The sequence below is a fragment of the Mesorhizobium sp. P2_C5_2 genome (genome assembly GCF_056404535.1).
In genome coordinates this window covers 242502-258217 of the sequence record NZ_JBFUDV010000004.1, presented here as the reverse complement: position 1 = coordinate 258217, position 15716 = coordinate 242502, and the positions used below count along the sequence as shown (strand labels likewise).

Annotated in this window: 19 protein-coding genes; 10 read left to right on the top strand and 9 right to left on the bottom strand. The window is 62.5% G+C overall.

Features of this window, described 5'->3' with window-relative positions; genetic code table 11:
• The first annotated feature begins 81 nt into the window (after positions 1 to 81).
• Positions 82 to 588 (top strand): pyridoxamine 5'-phosphate oxidase family protein, encoded by a 507-nt coding sequence (locus AC1D1B_RS16335; RefSeq protein ID WP_477333535.1) that lies wholly within the window; start codon positions 82 to 84, stop codon positions 586 to 588.
• Between the two features lie 112 nt (positions 589 to 700).
• Positions 701 to 1732: a porphobilinogen synthase gene (hemB, locus tag AC1D1B_RS16330; RefSeq protein ID WP_477333534.1), complete on the top strand. Its 1032-nt coding sequence runs from the start codon at positions 701 to 703 to the stop codon at positions 1730 to 1732.
• A gap of 51 nt (positions 1733 to 1783) precedes the next feature.
• On the opposite strand, the gene AC1D1B_RS16325 is transcribed toward hemB, so the two are convergent.
• Positions 1784 to 2512 carry a glutathione S-transferase gene (locus tag AC1D1B_RS16325; RefSeq protein WP_477333533.1) on the bottom strand — a complete coding sequence of 243 codons (729 nt, stop codon included), beginning with the start codon at positions 2510 to 2512 and terminating at the stop codon, positions 1784 to 1786.
• A gap of 123 nt (positions 2513 to 2635) precedes the next feature.
• Here AC1D1B_RS16325 and AC1D1B_RS16320 point away from each other — a divergent pair, with 123 nt between their 5' ends.
• On the top strand, positions 2636 to 3844 hold the full coding sequence (locus tag AC1D1B_RS16320; protein ID WP_477333532.1) for a polyhydroxyalkanoate depolymerase: 1209 nt from the start codon (positions 2636 to 2638) through the stop codon (positions 3842 to 3844).
• Positions 3845 to 3914: 70 nt separating this feature from the next.
• Here the strand turns inward: AC1D1B_RS16320 and AC1D1B_RS16315 are convergent, their stop codons facing one another.
• Positions 3915 to 4241: a DUF1330 domain-containing protein gene (locus AC1D1B_RS16315; protein WP_477333531.1), complete on the bottom strand. Its 327-nt coding sequence runs from the start codon at positions 4239 to 4241 to the stop codon at positions 3915 to 3917.
• 176 nt (positions 4242 to 4417) lie between these two features.
• Between AC1D1B_RS16315 and AC1D1B_RS16310 the strand changes: the two genes are divergently transcribed.
• A complete protein-coding gene (locus AC1D1B_RS16310; RefSeq protein WP_477262839.1) occupies positions 4418 to 5113 on the top strand; it encodes a winged helix-turn-helix transcriptional regulator in 696 nt (231 codons plus the stop codon).
• Positions 5114 to 5539: 426 nt separating this feature from the next.
• Positions 5540 to 6184, top strand: a complete 645-nt coding sequence (locus tag AC1D1B_RS16305; RefSeq protein ID WP_477333530.1) for a dihydrofolate reductase family protein — start codon at positions 5540 to 5542, stop codon at positions 6182 to 6184.
• 142 nt (positions 6185 to 6326) lie between these two features.
• On the opposite strand, the gene ppk2 is transcribed toward AC1D1B_RS16305, so the two are convergent.
• Entirely contained in the window at positions 6327 to 7247 is a 921-nt protein-coding gene (ppk2, locus tag AC1D1B_RS16300) for a polyphosphate kinase 2 (protein WP_477333529.1), read from the bottom strand.
• Positions 7248 to 7473: 226 nt separating this feature from the next.
• Between ppk2 and AC1D1B_RS16295 the strand changes: the two genes are divergently transcribed.
• Positions 7474 to 8517 carry an aldo/keto reductase gene (locus AC1D1B_RS16295; protein WP_477333528.1) on the top strand — a complete coding sequence of 348 codons (1044 nt, stop codon included), beginning with the start codon at positions 7474 to 7476 and terminating at the stop codon, positions 8515 to 8517.
• 9 nt (positions 8518 to 8526) lie between these two features.
• On the opposite strand, the gene AC1D1B_RS16290 is transcribed toward AC1D1B_RS16295, so the two are convergent.
• Positions 8527 to 9498, bottom strand: coding sequence for a glycosyl transferase family 90 (locus tag AC1D1B_RS16290; protein WP_477333527.1), 972 nt, complete (start codon positions 9496 to 9498; stop codon positions 8527 to 8529).
• 178 nt (positions 9499 to 9676) lie between these two features.
• Here AC1D1B_RS16290 and AC1D1B_RS16285 point away from each other — a divergent pair, with 178 nt between their 5' ends.
• Positions 9677 to 9835 (top strand): hypothetical protein, encoded by a 159-nt coding sequence (locus AC1D1B_RS16285; protein ID WP_192253203.1) that lies wholly within the window; start codon positions 9677 to 9679, stop codon positions 9833 to 9835.
• 64 nt (positions 9836 to 9899) lie between these two features.
• Here the strand turns inward: AC1D1B_RS16285 and AC1D1B_RS16280 are convergent, their stop codons facing one another.
• Positions 9900 to 10160: a DUF982 domain-containing protein gene (locus tag AC1D1B_RS16280; protein ID WP_477333526.1), complete on the bottom strand. Its 261-nt coding sequence runs from the start codon at positions 10158 to 10160 to the stop codon at positions 9900 to 9902.
• Positions 10161 to 10242: 82 nt separating this feature from the next.
• A complete protein-coding gene (locus AC1D1B_RS16275; protein ID WP_477262831.1) occupies positions 10243 to 10908 on the bottom strand; it encodes a GntR family transcriptional regulator in 666 nt (221 codons plus the stop codon).
• Positions 10909 to 11060: 152 nt separating this feature from the next.
• Between AC1D1B_RS16275 and AC1D1B_RS16270 the strand changes: the two genes are divergently transcribed.
• On the top strand, positions 11061 to 12326 hold the full coding sequence (locus AC1D1B_RS16270; RefSeq protein ID WP_477333525.1) for a multidrug efflux MFS transporter: 1266 nt from the start codon (positions 11061 to 11063) through the stop codon (positions 12324 to 12326).
• A 40-nt stretch (positions 12327 to 12366) separates the two neighbouring features.
• Positions 12367 to 12741, top strand: a complete 375-nt coding sequence (locus AC1D1B_RS16265) for a DUF423 domain-containing protein (RefSeq protein WP_477333524.1) — start codon at positions 12367 to 12369, stop codon at positions 12739 to 12741.
• A gap of 43 nt (positions 12742 to 12784) precedes the next feature.
• Here AC1D1B_RS16265 and AC1D1B_RS16260 read toward each other — a convergent pair whose 3' ends face one another.
• Both AC1D1B_RS16260 and AC1D1B_RS16255 read right to left on the bottom strand, forming a co-directional pair.
• Positions 12785 to 12928 carry a hypothetical protein gene (locus AC1D1B_RS16260; protein WP_477333523.1) on the bottom strand — a complete coding sequence of 48 codons (144 nt, stop codon included), beginning with the start codon at positions 12926 to 12928 and terminating at the stop codon, positions 12785 to 12787.
• A gap of 61 nt (positions 12929 to 12989) precedes the next feature.
• On the bottom strand, positions 12990 to 13133 hold the full coding sequence (locus AC1D1B_RS16255; RefSeq protein ID WP_477262822.1) for a hypothetical protein: 144 nt from the start codon (positions 13131 to 13133) through the stop codon (positions 12990 to 12992).
• A gap of 147 nt (positions 13134 to 13280) precedes the next feature.
• On the opposite strand from AC1D1B_RS16255, the gene AC1D1B_RS16250 reads away from it, so the two are divergent.
• Positions 13281 to 14360: a LacI family DNA-binding transcriptional regulator gene (locus tag AC1D1B_RS16250; protein ID WP_477333522.1), complete on the top strand. Its 1080-nt coding sequence runs from the start codon at positions 13281 to 13283 to the stop codon at positions 14358 to 14360.
• Positions 14361 to 14372: 12 nt separating this feature from the next.
• Here the strand turns inward: AC1D1B_RS16250 and AC1D1B_RS16245 are convergent, their stop codons facing one another.
• Positions 14373 to 15560 carry an OpgC family protein gene (locus AC1D1B_RS16245; RefSeq protein ID WP_477333521.1) on the bottom strand — a complete coding sequence of 396 codons (1188 nt, stop codon included), beginning with the start codon at positions 15558 to 15560 and terminating at the stop codon, positions 14373 to 14375.
• Positions 15561 to 15716: the final 156 nt, after the last annotated feature.

Genomic DNA, 15716 nt, shown 5'->3' with positions numbered 1-15716 from the left:
CCCCAGGCAAAAATGCGGGCAAAATTCCCGGCGAAACACCATCTCAGCACCCAGTCGGTGTTGTGATCCAGGGACAAACGCATGACGCTTGAAACCGCAGCGCCGGGCTATGGCTGGGAGACGCCGCAAAAGTTCGACCCGGACGATGTGCTCCGCCGCCCGCTGATGGCCAATCTGGCGACCTTGACCGAAGATGGTGCGCCGCGCAACGCGCCGATGTGGTTCATCTGGGAGGATAATGCGATCTGGCTGCTCGGCTCGACCGAGGCCAGCGCGGTCAAACACCTCGAACGCGACCCACGCTGCGCGGTGGAGATTGTGCATTTCGATAGTGAGGCCGGCATTCTCTTGCATCTCGGCCTGCGCGGCGCCGCCACCATCGAGCCGATGGACCCGGAACGTTTCAAACGGCTGCTGCATAAATATCTCGGCCCGGAGCCGAACTGGAACCGCTGGTTCGTCGACACAGTGGCCGACATCGACCATCCGAACGGGCGCCTGATCCGGCTCGCACCGGAGAGCATTTTCACCAACAACGTGTCATTCTTCAAAACCGGCCCCGAGCTGGCCTGGCCGCCGAAGGCGTAGACGGCGCTGGCACAATCGTGTCGCATTGGTCAGCGGCAGAAGCTCGTGGTAAAAGCCGCCTCAAATGGCGGCGGGGCTCGTGGTAAAAGCCGCGCGATCCGGAGTTATGGCGATGAACAAATTCACCCCCGCAAAGCCCGCCGGCGCGCGCAGCGTCGACGAGATCACCGGCAGCCGCCGCTTGCGGCGCATGCGCAAGGCCGACTGGTCGCGCCGCCTGGTGCAGGAGAACCGGCTGTCGGTCGACGATTTGATCTGGCCAATCTTCATCATCGACGGCAAGAACACGCGCGAGCCGATCGCCGCCATGCCCGGCGTCTTTCGCCTCTCGCTAGACCTCGCCGTCAAGGAGGCCGAGCGCGCTGCCAAGCTCGGCATTCCGGCGATCGCCACCTTTCCCAATGTCGAGCTTGCGCTGCGCGACCAGACGGGATCGCACATCCTCGACCCCGAAAACATCATCAACCGCGCAACGCGCGCCATCAAGGATGCGGTGCCGGAGATCGGCATCATCACTGATGCCGCGCTCGACCCGTTCACCTCGCACGGCCATGACGGCATCTTGCGCGACGGCATCATCGTCAATGACGAAACAGTGGAACAGGTGACCGCCGCGGCCGTCATCCAGGCGGCGGCCGGCGCCGACATCATCGCACCGTCCGACATGATGGACGGCCGCATCGGCGCCATCCGCGACGCGCTGGACGCCAATGGATTCTCGGATGTGGCGATCATGTCCTATGCGACGAAATTCGCCTCGGCCTTCTACGGCCCCTATCGCGAGGCGGTCGGCACCGCCGGCCTGCTCAAGGGCGACAAGAAGACCTACTATCTCGACCACGCCAATTCCGACGAAGCGGTGCGCGAGGCTGAGCAGGACATCGCCGAGGGCGCCGACATGCTGATGGTCAAGCCCGGCCTGCCCTATCTCGACATCATCCGCAGGCTGAAGGACGAGCTTCAGATGCCGACCTTCGCCTACCAGGTGTCGGGCGAATATTCGATGATCAAGGCGGCGGCCGCCAATGGCTGGATCGACGGCGAGAAGGCGATGCTGGAATCGTTGCTCGCCTTCAAGCGCGCCGGCTGCGACGGCATTCTGACTTACTTCGCGCCAGAAGTGGCGCAGCTGCTGAAGGGATAATTGGTTCGACCAATGCCCGGCCGGTGTCGCACCAGCCGTCTCCGACTGCGCTTAGAATTCGACGTCCAGTTCGATGATATCCTCGGGTTCATTCAATGCGTCCTGCGTCCATTCCTGCATCAAGGACCAGGCAAAGACGGTTTCACAATAGGCGGCAAGTGGCGCTTCGAGCTCGACGGCATAGGTACGGAAACGGGTGCAGACCGGCGCGTACATCGCATCGGCCACGGTTGGCGACGCACCGAACAGCCAGGGACCGCCATAGGTCTTCAGGCATTCGGACCAGATTGCCTTGATCCGCTCGACATCCGGCCGCGCGCCCGAAAAAATCTTGAAGCTCTTGTGCCTGGCCTTCAGGCTCATTGGCAGCGCCGAGCGTAAATTGTGAAATCCCGAATGCATCTCGCCAGACACCGCTCGGCAGTGTGCGCGCGCGACCCGGTCTGCGGGCAACAGTCCCGCACCTGCCATGGTTTCGGCCAGATATTCGGCGATCGCCAGCGTGTCCCACACCGTCACCTCGTTATGGGTTAGCCGAGGCACCAACACAGATGGCGACAAAAGGAGCAACTCCTGCCTTTGCTCCGGGTCATCGATATCTATGCGCTTTTCCTCGAACTCCAGTCCGGCCATGCGGCAAAGCAACCAGCCACGCAGGGACCAAGAGGAGTAATTCTTCGACGAGATCGTCAACGTTGCCTTGTTGGTCAGGGCCTTTTTGGTCAGGGCCTTGTTGGTCAGGGCCTTGAGGCCTGCTTTCGTCGCGGCGGCCTTACTCATGCGTCCTCGTCATGCCGTCGACCCTCCTTGCCCTTTGCCGGCAACAATCCTCTCGCAATGCACAAGAATTTGCACTAGTTATTTTGCACTGCCACATGGCCGCCTCGGAACGGGACGCATTCGATGCTGTACCAGGCCTATCAGCTTCAGGACGACCTGATCACGCCGACGCGCTTTTTCGCCGACCTGATCCGTTCGACGATCGGCGGCATGCTTTCCGGTGACAGCGTGAAACAGCGCCTGGCCGCCGGCCTGGAAATGATTGGTCGTTTCAAGCTCACCCATGCGCGGCCGGATTTCGATATCGGTACCGTCAAAGTGGGCAATCGTGACGTTCCGGTCAGCGTCGAAACGGCGCTTGACCTGCCCTTCGGCAAGCTTCTGCGCTTCGCCAAAGACATGGATACGCGCCAGCCACGGGTGATGGTGATTGCCCCGCTGTCGGGCCATTTCTCGACACTGCTGCGCGGTACGGTGGAGACGCTCCTGGCAGACCACGAAGTTTACATCACAGATTGGGCCAATGCCCGCGACGTGCCGCTCGCCGCAGGCTGCTTCGGCGTCGACGACTACGTCGACTACATCATCCGCTTCCTGGAGGCGATCGGCCCGGGCGCGCATATACTGGCGGTCTGCCAACCCTGCGTCCAGGCGCTCGCCGCGGTCGCCATCATGTCCGAGGACAGGCACCCAGCAACACCGCGCTCGATGACGCTGATGGCTGGGCCGATTGATCCTCGCGAGAGCCCGACCAAGGTCAACGAATTTGCCGTCAGCAAGTCGTTGTCCTGGTTTCAGAGTTCCGTTATTTCCCGCGTGCCGTGGCGCCACGCCGGCGGCGGGCGCCGTGTCTATCCGGGCTTTCTGCAGCTTGCCGCATTCATGGCAATGAACATGGACCGCCACACCAAGGCTCACCGCAAGCTCCATGACCATCTGGCGGCTGGAGAGATAGCCGAGGCCGAGAAAATAAAGACCTTCTACGACGAGTATCTGGCGGTGCTCGACCTCACCGAAGAATTCTATCTCGAAACCATCGACCGCGTGTTCCACAAAGCGGAAATGGCTACCGGTACTTTCACGTTCCGTAGCAGCCGGGTCGATCCCGGCGAGATCCGCAACACGGCGCTGCTCACCGTGGAAGGAGGGCGTGACGATATCTGCGCACTTGGCCAGACGTCTGCCGCTCATGAGTTATGCCGGTCGCTGCGTCCGCATCTCAAGCGCCATCACCTGCAGGCCAATGTAGGCCACTACGGCGTCTTCAACGGCAAGCGCTGGGAGCGCGAAATCTATCCCGTCGTGCGCAACCTCATCCTGTCTATGGAATAGTCTTGCCCGGCCGGGACAGGGTTTGCCGAAGGACAGCCGGAACCCGGGCATGCCGGGTTCCGGCTTTTCCTCACGCCTTGGGCAAATAAGGGATCGTTCCGGCCAGATCGGTATCGTCGATCAGCTGGAAGCGGCTGTCGCTGCCCTTCCGACGCTCCGTCACAAACGGAGCGTATTGCGGATCGTTGGTGAAGGCTTCGGCTGCCTTTGCCGACGGAAACGCCATGATGGCGATCAGGCTGGTGTCGAGCGGCTTGCCTTCGAGCGTCTTCACGTTGCCGCTGCGGGCCAGGTACTTGCCACCGTGCTTGTGCACGAGGTCGTGCACCGAAGCGGCGTAAGCCGGCACCCATTTGTCGTCCTTCACCTTGATGTCTGCGATCACGTAAGCGGTCATTGTCTAACTCCTCATGGATCGGCGCCGGACTGCCCGGCGACGTGACCGCTGCCTCGCATGACGGCGCCGCACCGCTCCAGTCACCAAACTGTACCGGGCGGCCCAGTACAGCTTCTGTACTGGCTGATCTCAGGTTTTCTGAATAAGGTCCGGCAACATCTTTTGGAGATCACCACATGACACAAGCCGGATACAAGCAGTTCTGCCCGCTCTCCATGGCGGCGGAGCTGTTGTGCACACGCTGGACCATGGTGCTGCTGCGCGAACTGGTGGCGGGCTCGACCCGCTTCAACGACCTGCGCCGCGGCGTACCGAAAATGTCGCCAACCCTTCTGTCGCAACGGCTGAAGGACCTTGAAGCCGGCGGTATCGTCGAGCGCACCGAGATCGAATCCGAAAAGGGCGTGTTCGAATACCGGCTGACTGAGGCTGGCCGGGATTTACGCCCGGTGGTCGAGGCGATGGGCTTCTGGGGTCAGAAATGGGTCGAGGCCAGGCTGTCGCTCAAGAACCTCGATCCGTCCCTGCTGATGTGGGATATGCGGCGCAATCTGAACCCCAGTCCACTGCCCGACGGACGCACCGTGATACAGTTTCTGTATCATGACCTGCCGGCGTCGAAACGCTCGTGGTGGCTGATCGTCGAGAAGCACGGCGATGTCGATCTGTGCTGGTACGATCCGGGCTTTGACGTCGATCTCTATGTCTCGACGGACCTCTGCACCATGACCTCGATCTGGATGGGGCTGACGACGGTTCACAAGGAACGCGACAAGATCAGCCTGACCGGAGATCTTGACGTCGCCGGCAAGATGCAGACCTGGCTTGGCCTCAGCCCGTTTGCGGTGATGCCGAAGCGCGCCGCGGCTTGAGGCCAGATTCTCGTCAAAGGCGCCGCAAATTTGCTGACCTATCCCCCCAGCGCCCTATACTCGTAGGTGCTGGGGCGACGCCGCGTCGGGACCTTGTCTGTCAGGTCAACCACGCGGATCCATTTACAGGCGTCGCCTCGCAAGGTGACCTTGCGGCCGACCACCTTTTCGGCTGCTCCAAACGGTGTACTGGCCTGCGTTTCCTGACTCTCCTGGACGATTTCTCCGTCCATCCTGTCGACGCGATACGCCTTCATCTCGTGCGCTCCCCGACTCAGGGCTTCAGTGGAAGGTAACGTAGCTTTCGCCGTCAAGTATTAGCATATTCTAATTTTCTTTGGCCTCCAAAAAACCACTTGCATTCCGCAATCGGTTTGTTACAAAGAAACCACTTGCAAATCACAACCGGTTACCTCGGAGGCTTTCATGTCCAAGCTGCGCGTCAATGCATTCACCCTGTCGCTCGACGGTTTCGGCGCAGGTCCTGACCAGACCCTGCAAAATCCGCTCGGCGTTGGTGGCGAAGATCTGCACAAATGGATGACCAGCACCCGCAGCTTCCACAAGATGGTCGGCAAGGATGGCGGCACCACCGATGTGGACGATCGGTTCACCGTCAGCAGTTTCGACAATCTCGGCGCCTGGATCCTCGGCCGCAACATGTTCGGACCGATCCGCGGCGAGTGGCCGGACGAGAACTGGAAAGGCTGGTGGGGCGACAACCCACCCTACCATGTGCCGGTCTTCGTGCTGACGCACTACAAGCGCGACCCGATCGAAATGGAAGGCGGCACCACTTTCCACTTCGTCACCGGGGGCATCCATGATGCGCTCGACCAGGCAAGAGCCGCGGCCGGCGGCAAGGACGTCCGCGTCGGCGGTGGCGTCTCCACCATCCGGCAATATCTCCAGGAGAAGCTCATCGATGAACTGCATCTGGCGGTGTCGCCGCTGCTGCTCGGCAAGGGCGAGAACCTGTTTGCCGGGCTGGATATGCTGAAGCTCGGCTATCAATGCACCGAGCAGGTGGCGACGGCGCTGGCGACGCATGTGACGATCAAGCGGGGGTAGGTGGCGAAACCTTCGGCGCAAGCCTATTTCTCCCCGTTTACGGGGAGAAATGCCCGGCAGGGCAATGAGGGGCGGCGCAGCCGGTCGAAAGATGCGTCGGCGTATGCTGGGCCATTCAAACTGTTGAGGTTGGCGCCGAGTGCTAATACTTCTCCGGCACGTAAAGTTCGCGCGGCAGAACCTGGCGTTCGTACTCCGGATTGAACACCCGCTCGGGCAGCGTGATTTCTTCGTGCGGCACCTCCTCGTAGGGCAACTGCTTGAGGAGGTGATCCATGCAGTTCAGCCGCGCCCGCTTCTTGTCGTTGCCCTCGACGATGTACCACGGTGCCTCGGGAATGTTGGTGCGGGCGAACGTCTCTTCCTTGGCCTTGGTGTACTGTTCCCAGCGCACGCGCGACTGCAGATCCATCGGCGACAGTTTCCACTGTTTCATCGGATCGTGGATGCGCATCATGAAGCGCATCTGCTGTTCCTCGTCGGTGATCGAGAACCAGTATTTGACCAAAGTGACGCCGGAGCGGACCAGCATGCGCTCGAACTCCGGCACGTCGTGGAAGAATTCCTCGACCTGATCGGGTCCGGCAAAGCCCATCACCCGCTCGACGCCAGAGCGGTTGTACCAGGAGCGGTCGAACAACACGATCTCACCGCCGGCCGGCAGATGCGGCACGTAGCGCTGGAAATACCATTGCGATTTCTCGCGCTCGGTCGGCGCCGGCAGCGCCACAACGCGGCAGATGCGCGGATTGAGGCGCTGCGTGATGCGCTTGATGACGCCGCCCTTGCCGGCGGAGTCGCGGCCCTCGAAAATCACCACCAGCTTTTTCTTGTGATAGGCGACCCAGGACTGCAGCTTGATCAGTTCCGACTGCAAGCCGATCAGGTCGCGGAAATACTGCATGCGATCAATCGATGGCGGATGCGCGTTCTTGTAGATCTTGGCGATCTCCAGCGACAGCGCCGGCTCCGACATTTCCAGCTCATAGTCCTCGTCGAGCGTGTCGGCGAGTTCGGCTTCAAGCCAATCCCTGGCCGGAGAATTCTGCTTTAACTCGGTCATTCTGCTGCTCCGCTTGCCGGCTGACATGAAACCCTGAGCCGACTTGATATAGGCCGGCAATGACGGTTTTATTGCAAGCGGCCGGCCAGCCGATCATCCCTGCAAAAACGGCGAGGCATGGCCGATCCGTCACCGTGGCATGGCGACAAGCTGCTCAAATTGTCCTACAAATGGCGGACCGTTCGGGCCTCCCCGCCCTCCCCCACCAAAATTACGAGGATCTGACATGGAATACCGCACGCTTGGCCGTTCAGGCTTGAAAGTTTCGACGCTGACGCTGGGCACCATGACCTTCGGCGGCAGCGGGCCGTTCGCCGCCGTCGGCAATTCCGACCTCGCGGAGGCCTCGCGCATCATCGACACCTGCATCGATGCCGGCATCAATCTCATCGACACCGCCAACGTCTATTCGAACGGCCTGTCGGAAGAGATCATCGGCGAGGCGCTCGGCGGCAAGCGCAAGAATGACGTGCTGATCGCCTCAAAGGCGCGCATGCGGATCGGTAAAGGTCCCAATGACGAAGGCCTGTCGCGCCATCATCTGATCCGCGAATGCGAGAAGAGCCTGAAGCGCCTCAGGACCGATCTGATCGACATCTATTTCCTGCACGAATGGGACGGTGTGACGCCGCTCGAGGAAACAATGGCGGCACTCGACACGCTGGTTGGCCAGGGCAAGATCCGCTATGTCGGCTGCTCCAATTATTCCGGCTGGCAGGTGATGAAGGCGCTCGGCATCAGCGACAGCCATCACCAGCCGCGCTTCATCACCCAGCAGATCCACTACACGCTGGAAGCGCGCGAGGCCGAATATGAACTCTTGCCGATCTCGGTCGACCAGGGCCTTGGCGTGCTGGTGTGGAGCCCGCTTGCCGGCGGCCTGCTGTCGGGCAAATACCGCCGCGACAGTCCGACCGCGCGCCAGCTTGCCGGCTGGTCGGAACCGCCGATCCGCGACGAGGACCGGCTGTGGCGGATCGTCGATGTTGTCGTCGACATCGGTGCGGCGCGCGGCGTCTCGGCGGCGCAGGTCGCGCTAGCCTGGCTGCTTGGCCGGCCTGCCGTCAGCTCGCTGGTGATCGGCGCGCGCAACGAGACGCAGCTTAGGGATAACCTCGCCGCCGCGGCACTCACCCTCACCGTTGAGGAACGCGATCGTCTCGATGCCGTCAGCCGGCCGCCGGTGCTGTACCCCTACTGGCACCAGCAGTTCACGGCGAAGGACCGGTTCGGTCCGGCCGATCTGGTTCTCGACCGAAGCGTCATCTGAGGCCGACAGTTAGCCCGCGATAAACCGCCAGACCTCCGGATCGGGCTCGATCTGGCCGCTGAGCACGAAATATTTGTAGAGCACGAGCAGGCAGATCGCCTGCTCGGCCCGCTCGTCGGCGAATTTGCGGCAATAGGCGTTGGCCGCCGCGACGATCCGCTGGGCTTCGGCCGGGTGCTTCTCGAGATGATGCACGCGCTCGGCCAGATCGCTGAAGTCGGGCGCCAGCGGCACATAATGGACATCGGGCTCGAGTTGACCCTCGGCGAACCAGGTCTCATAGGTCGGCGGCGGCATCAGGCAGAGCGAATTCGAGCTCATGATCCATTTCAGGTTGGTCGCGACATCGTTGCCTTCGAGGGAAATGATGTAGCGGTAGCGCCGCTGCTGATCGATGGTGAGATAGGGCTTGCGGTATTCCGCCGGTGCTGTCGCCCTTGGCGTGCCGACATCGCAGAAGGGCAGGTCGCGGACGGCCTCCAGCAGCAAGGTGCGGATCGGATTGTTGAGCTCGCCGCGCCAGACGACGAGCGGATGCTTGTCGGCGAAGGCGACATCGTCGGCCGGCATGTGGAAATGGCGGAACTTGTTCAGCTTGAACAGGACGCCGTTGCCGTTGTCGCCGATGATCGGCCGGTCCTTGACGATCGACGGCATCTTCGGCACTTCGATGACGTCGCCGAATTCCAGGTCGATCTTCAGACCCGGATCGAAATAGCGGGTGAACTCCTTCAGATCGTAATAGTACATGCTGCGGTCCGACGGCAGCCGATTGACCGGCACAGCCTCGGGGCTGGGTGTAAAAGGCTCCCGCAGCGTGTTGTAGTAGTTGAGCCGCTCGCGGACCGATGCGTCGGAAAGCCTGGCCTGATCGAGCAGACGGCCGAGCCGGCGCCGGAAAAGGACCGGCGGCGCGATGTCGCGCATTGCGTTGCGCGCATAATAGATCAGCTTCTGTGCGTTTCTTTGAAGCGTGGCCATCGGTCGTTTTGATTCGAAATCGGTCGGCGGCGGCTCCAGTGACTGTCCCGCAGCCTTTTCTAAACCATTGTGTTAGCCATCACGCAAGTCCCGAACCGCTGGCATCTGCCGTCCCGGCGCTGTTGTGTTTGCCGGCCAATGCTTCTAGGCAGGGTCAGGTACAGCGAAAGGAAACGATATGGCGCGACCACCGAACTACGGTCAGGAACGCAAGGAGCGCGACCGGCAGAAGGCCGCCAAGAAGGCGGAGAAGCTGGCCGCCAAGGTCGCGGCCAAGGAGCGCTCCGAGCCTGAGAATGAGGCCGGTTCCGAAACCGAGACCGAGACGGCAAAATAGGCAAGACAGGATTGCACGATGTCCGGCCCGCAAAGCGGGCCGGATTCCGGCGATGCTGCCGCGATCAGGCCGTCGCTTTGTCGCTGACGAAGACGTTGACTTCGCGCGCCGCGGCAATGAAGGCGCGCCTTGCGATCATTGCCGGCTTGTCGCCGGCCAGCGCATCATGACAGGCCTGCAGCGCTTCGCGATGCTTGGGACTGCGCTTGCCGGGCCAGCTGTTGAGCAGGTAATCGGAGGCCTCGCGGGCCGTGCGCAGGAGCTGGTTGGCTCCCCCCGCGGCTGCCTTGACGGTCACGGGTGTTTCAAATCGGTTGTTTTCCATGGCCGCTCCTTACGCCATCGGCGTCCATGAAGCGAGGCCGAAAGCGGATGGCGCCTGACATCTGTCACTTTCGTGACCGATATCAAGCGGCGACGACGGCAAATCCCCTCGCGCGAAGTCCGCGCCGGTCATTGTGCAACGACGTCACCAGGCGGTCGCGGCTGCCAACGATATGGGCGGAAAGCCGCGCCGCCGCCGCGTCGGCGTCACCGGCCCGCACCGCCGCCAGGATAGCGTGATGTTCGCTCCAGGCACGGCCGAGCGCGGCCTCGTCGCGGACCTCCAGCCAACGCGCCCGCGACAAGCGCGTCATGGCATCGCGCACCGCCCTGAACAGGAACTCGTTGCCGGAGAGCCGCGCCAGCTCGATGTGGAAATCCATGCCGACGCGGTGCCATTCCTCGCGCGGTGTGGCGGCGTCACAGGAGTCCAGCATCGCCTCGATGACATCGACGGCGCTCCTGTCGGCCAGCGCCGCGGTCAAGCGGACCGCCGCAACCTCGACCGCCTCGCGATAGACAGCGATCTGTTGCAGTTCGGCAAGGTTGATCGGCGATACCGTCCAGCCGCGCCCGTCGCGGCAGATCAGCCCTTCCGTCTCGAGCCGCAGCAGCGCCGCCCTCACCGGCGTGCGCGAGGCCCCGAAGCGGCTCTCGATCCAGCGCTCCGTCAGCCGCTCGCCGGGACCGACCTCAAGGCCGAGGATCATCTCGCGAAGCGCTTTCTCGACGGTCTGCATCTGCGACATCTTTGGTTCCGTTGCTGGCGATCGGCCTCGCATTTGAGGTCTGGCCGATCACGTTTGAGAGTGCCGGATTGACACCAGCCGGACTTTGCGTCCATGAGGATACCGACCTGGTATCCCAAAATGGTATCCGCAGCAAGCGGACAGGACACGACATGCCGCAGGACAGTGCAGCGCAGGCCGCCGAACAGCCCTCCACCTACAATGTGCATTGGCGGCGCAACCTGTTCGTGTGCTTTGCCGGATCGTTCAGCACGCTTGTGGCGATGACGCTGCTGCTCCCCTTCCTGCCGCTCTATGTCGAGCAGTTGGGCGCTGTCGGCCACGCCGCGATCGTGCAATGGTCCGGCATCGCCTTCGGCGCCACCTTCTTTGCCGCGGCCCTCGTCGCGCCGCTGTGGGGACGGCTGGGCGACCGCTACGGCCGCAAGCTGATGCTGGTGCGCGCCAGTTTCGGCATGGCGATCTGCATGTCGCTGACCGGCATGGTGCAGACCGTCTGGCAATTGGTGCTGCTGCGCCTGCTGATCGGTTTTGCCGGAGGTTATTCCTCGGGCTCGACCATTTTGGTCGCCATGCAGACGCCGAAGGACCGCTCCGGCTGGGCGCTCGGCGTGCTGTCGGCCGGCATCACCGCAGGCTCCCTGGTCGGGCCGCTGCTCGGCGGCGCGCTGCCGCCGCTGATCGGCATCCGCGCCACCTTCCTCATCGCCGGCGGCGTCATTTTCCTGGCGGCATTGGCGACGACGTTCCTGATCAAGGAGATGCCTCGCCCGCCAGCACTGGCAAAACCCAAGGAGAGGCCGAAGGGCGGCTGGGCGCAGATCCCCGACAAGCGCCCTGTCGTCGCGATGCTGGCGACCGGCATGCTGTTCACCTTCGCCAACATGTCGATCGAGCCGATCATCACTGTCTATGTCCAGCAGCTGGTCGCGGACGCAAGTCGGGTGACGCTGGTCTCCGGCGTCGTCATGTCGGCGGCCGCACTCGGCGCCATCCTTTCGGCGTCACGGCTGGGCAAGCTCGCCGACCGCATCGGCCACTGGAACGTCATCGTCGCATCGCTGGCCGTCTCGGCGCTGCTGTTGATACCGCAGGCCTTCGTCACCGAGAGCTGGCAACTTGTCGGCTTGCGTTTCCTCATGGGTCTGGTGCTGGGCGGACTGTTGCCCTGCATCACCAGCGTCATCCGCCACAATGTTCCCGATGGCGTCGGCGGCAATGTGCTTGGCCTTGCGATCTCGGCGCAATATGTCGGCCAGGTCGCGGGCCCGCTGCTTGGCGGCTTCGTCGGCGGCCATTTCGGCATGCGTGCAGTGTTTCTCGGAACCTCCGTGCTGATGGCCGGCGGTGCCGTGTACAATTGGCTGGTCCAGTCGCGCCGTACGCGCGACATGCTGGCGGTATCAGGCAAATCCTGACAGGTTGCGCCGCCTATCACCAATCACAGGAGCCCGAGACATGAGCATCGCCGACCATCCGGCAGAAGGCAGCGCCCGCATCCTGGTCTTCGCCGGCGGCCTATGCGGCGCAGCCGGCGTGGCGTTGTCGGCGGCGGCGGCGCATCTGGGCGGCGCCTTCGTCGGCACCGCCGCATCTTTCCTGATCATGCATGCGCCGATGTTTCTGGCTGTCGGCTTCGCCGGCGCAAACCGGATCTTGCGGATCGGCAGCCTGGTGCTGCTCGTCGGGCTTGTGCTCTTCTGCGGCGATCTGCTGGCGCGGGATTTCGTGGGATCGCGGCTATTCCCGATGTCGGCGCCGATCGGCGGCACCTTGCTGATTGCAGGCTGGTTGGCGATCGCGGCCTCGGCGCTGGTGCGTCAACGTTCCTGATGGGGCAAGAACCCTGCCCCATCAGATATTTCTCACACGAGGCTTAATCCTGCCGGCGTTCGGGCAGCAGGTCGCGGCTGCGCTTCGCAAGCTTGGTCAGGCGCTGCCGTTCGGGTCGCTCCACCGTCGGCGAGATGCCCCAGTAATTGCGGTAAATGTCTTCGAACAGATGCTTCATGGGATGCATGGTTCATCTCCTTCTCGAGAATTGAATCGATCCAATCGGCCGGCACGAAAATGCGAACCGATCAGCTCCGCTTGCGTTCCACGAGGAAATGCAGGTCGCGCTTCCACGGGCCGGTCTTGCCGCGGCGCTTGCGGGTGGCGGCATCGGAGGCGATGCCCCAGTCATTGCCGTAGATGTCTTCGAACAAATAATTCATGGGATGCATGGCACCCTCCTCTTGAACCGATCCAATGGATAGCTAGTAAATTTCCTTGGATCGATTCAAATATAGACCCTCCCCGCCCTCCGATCAAGGGAAAATTTGAACCGATCCAACGAAAGTGCTAGATGGAGGCTGGTTCAGGAGACGAAGATGACGGCATTGACCTCCGGGAAGACGAGACCAGTGCGGCTGGCCGACATTGCCAAGGCGGCGGGCGTCTCGCACGGCACCGCCTCCAATGTCTTCGCTCGGCCCGAGATCGTGCGCGAAGAGGTGCGAGACCGGGTCAAGGCAGCAGCCGAGGCAATGGGCTATGCCGGGCCGGATCCCAAGGGCCGGCTGCTGCGCGCCGGCAAGGTCAACGCCATCGGTGTGGCGACCGGCGAACCCCTCTCCTATTTCTTCGACGATCCCTTCGCCCGCGTCATGATGGCCAGCATCTCGCAAGCCTGCGACGCGACCGGCGCCGGGATTTCGCTGGTCTCCGCCGCCAACAACGAACAGCTCGCCTGGAACATCCAGAGCGCGCTGGTCGACGGTTTCATCGTGTTCTGCATCGAGGGCAGTTCGCGGCTGGTCGAACTGGCGCGCGAACGCAAACTGCCTTTCGTGGCGCTCGACCTCGATTCGGAGAATGAGTCGGTCGCGGCGATCGGCATCGACAACGTCGCTGGCGCCAGCCTTGCCGCGCGCCATCTGGCCGAGCTTGGCCATCGTCGCTTTGCCGTGCTGGCCCTGGAATTTGCCGACGCCGGCTTTGGTCCGGTCACGCAAGAGCAGGTCGAGACGTCGGCCCTCTATTCCGGCACGCGCGACCGTCTGCGTGGCTACTTGGGCGAGCTCTCCCGCTTCGGCATCGACGTCTCGCAAGTGCCGATCTACGAGACCCTGAACGACGAGGAGAGCGTGCGGGCCGGCCTCGAGCATATTTTCGCGCTGCCGCAGCGGCCGACGGCAATCCTGGCCATGTCGGACAGGATGGCGTTGCATGCGCTCGACTGGCTGCGCGAACACGACATCGCTGTGCCGGGCGACGTGTCGATCGTCGGCTTCGACGGCGTGCCGGAAGGCGCGATGTCCGAGCCGCCGCTGACCACCGTTGCGCAGCCGATCGCCGAGATGGGCCGCCTTGCCGTCAAGGCGATCCTCGACAATGACGGCTCGCAGCACCGGCAATTGCTGCCAGTCGATCTTGTGATCAGAGCCTCGTCAGGCCCCTCTCCTGCCTAAAGGTCTGCGCCTTCACCGGCTCAGCCTTGCCACCACCGGCGACATGCCGAAAGGCTGGCGAGCGGCCGGCCCTTCGATGCGAACCGGTTTCTTGCCAGACCAGCCGATGCCCGACAGCCATTCGAGATAGAAGGCGAGCGCGAACTGCATGGCGATGCCGGCCGATATCAGCAGCGCATCATAGGCAAAGCCGCCCGGATTGATCAGCTTCATCACCTGCGCCACCATGGCGATCACCGTGCCGGCCAGGAACACCGGTAGCGAGCGCTTGCCGAGCAGGGCAAGCGGATGGTCCGGGCTGAAACGGAACAGGTTCGAGAAAGCTGGCAGGGCGACGATCAGATAGCTCACCGACAATATGTGCAGCAGCCGGGGCAGCGACAGGAAGGTCTTGTCAAAGCCGCCGATCACCACGGGCAGGTCGAACCACGTGATCTGGCCCCAGAGCGGGCTGTGTACCCAGACCGCTGCTGCCGCGACATAGGTTGCCGCGGCGCCCACCAGCCAGCGATTGACGGGAATTGTGCCGCCACGCCTGACATGCAGCATGCCGGCGAGACCAATGTTGAACAGGAACTGCCAAGACAACGGGTTGAGGAACCAGAAGCCGGGCTCCGGATAGTTCGGCGGCGCGATCTGCCAGATGCCGGCGACGAGCCACAGAGCGCCGGAAAAGATCAGCGCCGGCAGCGGCCTGTAGCTGACGAAGAGCAGGAAGAGCGGCGCCATCAACAGTAGCGCCGCATAGACCGGCAGGATATTGTTATAGCCAAGCTGGTGGCCGAGCGTGACGATGCCGACAATCACCTCCGGCGTGTTCTTCATCAGCGGTTCGATGTTGATGAGTTTCAGCAGTTCAGGCCGGTGGGCGAACACCGCCGCTGCACAAAACATCGCCATGACCACGATCGTCGTGACGATATGGGCGGTATAAAGGACGCCCGCGCGCCGCCACATCTTCAACGTCGCCAGCAGCCGGCTGCCCGGCTGGAATTTGTTGCCATAGGCGAGCGCGACCGACATGCCCGAAATCAGCACGAAAGCTTCCGCCGCGTCCGAGAATCCGAAATTCTTGTAGGTCAGCGTTTCGAAGACGGTGCCCGGCACATGGTCGATATAGATGGTCAGGAGGGCGAGCGCGCGGAACACGTCAATACGGGTGTCGCGTTCGGCGCGATCCGGCGGGAGTTGCGTAGTCATCGACAAAAGGCCTCAAAGCGAGAGCAAGTGTGCTCGTGTTGTTCATGCCGGGATGCGACCATCGGCGCACACCGCTTCGATTCCTCCCGCAGGGAGCATATCGGCGCAGAAACGGTCTGAAATGAGCCTGGTTCAATCACATTTCGCGGAGCATGA

What these genes read in the sequence shown, in the direction of transcription:
- AC1D1B_RS16335 (WP_477333535.1), top strand. Translation starts at nt 82, where the DNA reads ATGACGCTTGAAACCGCAGCGCCGGGCTATGGCTGGGAGACGCCGCAA.
- hemB (WP_477333534.1), top strand. Translation starts at nt 701, where the DNA reads ATGAACAAATTCACCCCCGCAAAGCCCGCCGGCGCGCGCAGCGTCGAC.
- AC1D1B_RS16325 (WP_477333533.1), bottom strand. Translation starts at nt 2,512, where the DNA reads ATGAGTAAGGCCGCCGCGACGAAAGCAGGCCTCAAGGCCCTGACCAAC.
- AC1D1B_RS16320 (WP_477333532.1), top strand. Translation starts at nt 2,636, where the DNA reads ATGCTGTACCAGGCCTATCAGCTTCAGGACGACCTGATCACGCCGACG.
- AC1D1B_RS16315 (WP_477333531.1), bottom strand. Translation starts at nt 4,241, where the DNA reads ATGACCGCTTACGTGATCGCAGACATCAAGGTGAAGGACGACAAATGG.
- AC1D1B_RS16310 (WP_477262839.1), top strand. Translation starts at nt 4,418, where the DNA reads ATGACACAAGCCGGATACAAGCAGTTCTGCCCGCTCTCCATGGCGGCG.
- AC1D1B_RS16305 (WP_477333530.1), top strand. Translation starts at nt 5,540, where the DNA reads ATGTCCAAGCTGCGCGTCAATGCATTCACCCTGTCGCTCGACGGTTTC.
- ppk2 (WP_477333529.1), bottom strand. Translation starts at nt 7,247, where the DNA reads ATGACCGAGTTAAAGCAGAATTCTCCGGCCAGGGATTGGCTTGAAGCC.
- AC1D1B_RS16295 (WP_477333528.1), top strand. Translation starts at nt 7,474, where the DNA reads ATGGAATACCGCACGCTTGGCCGTTCAGGCTTGAAAGTTTCGACGCTG.
- AC1D1B_RS16290 (WP_477333527.1), bottom strand. Translation starts at nt 9,498, where the DNA reads ATGGCCACGCTTCAAAGAAACGCACAGAAGCTGATCTATTATGCGCGC.
- AC1D1B_RS16285 (WP_192253203.1), top strand. Translation starts at nt 9,677, where the DNA reads ATGGCGCGACCACCGAACTACGGTCAGGAACGCAAGGAGCGCGACCGG.
- AC1D1B_RS16280 (WP_477333526.1), bottom strand. Translation starts at nt 10,160, where the DNA reads ATGGAAAACAACCGATTTGAAACACCCGTGACCGTCAAGGCAGCCGCG.
- AC1D1B_RS16275 (WP_477262831.1), bottom strand. Translation starts at nt 10,908, where the DNA reads ATGTCGCAGATGCAGACCGTCGAGAAAGCGCTTCGCGAGATGATCCTC.
- AC1D1B_RS16270 (WP_477333525.1), top strand. Translation starts at nt 11,061, where the DNA reads ATGCCGCAGGACAGTGCAGCGCAGGCCGCCGAACAGCCCTCCACCTAC.
- AC1D1B_RS16265 (WP_477333524.1), top strand. Translation starts at nt 12,367, where the DNA reads ATGAGCATCGCCGACCATCCGGCAGAAGGCAGCGCCCGCATCCTGGTC.
- AC1D1B_RS16260 (WP_477333523.1), bottom strand. Translation starts at nt 12,928, where the DNA reads ATGCATCCCATGAAGCATCTGTTCGAAGACATTTACCGCAATTACTGG.
- AC1D1B_RS16255 (WP_477262822.1), bottom strand. Translation starts at nt 13,133, where the DNA reads ATGCATCCCATGAATTATTTGTTCGAAGACATCTACGGCAATGACTGG.
- AC1D1B_RS16250 (WP_477333522.1), top strand. Translation starts at nt 13,281, where the DNA reads ATGACGGCATTGACCTCCGGGAAGACGAGACCAGTGCGGCTGGCCGAC.
- AC1D1B_RS16245 (WP_477333521.1), bottom strand. Translation starts at nt 15,560, where the DNA reads ATGACTACGCAACTCCCGCCGGATCGCGCCGAACGCGACACCCGTATT.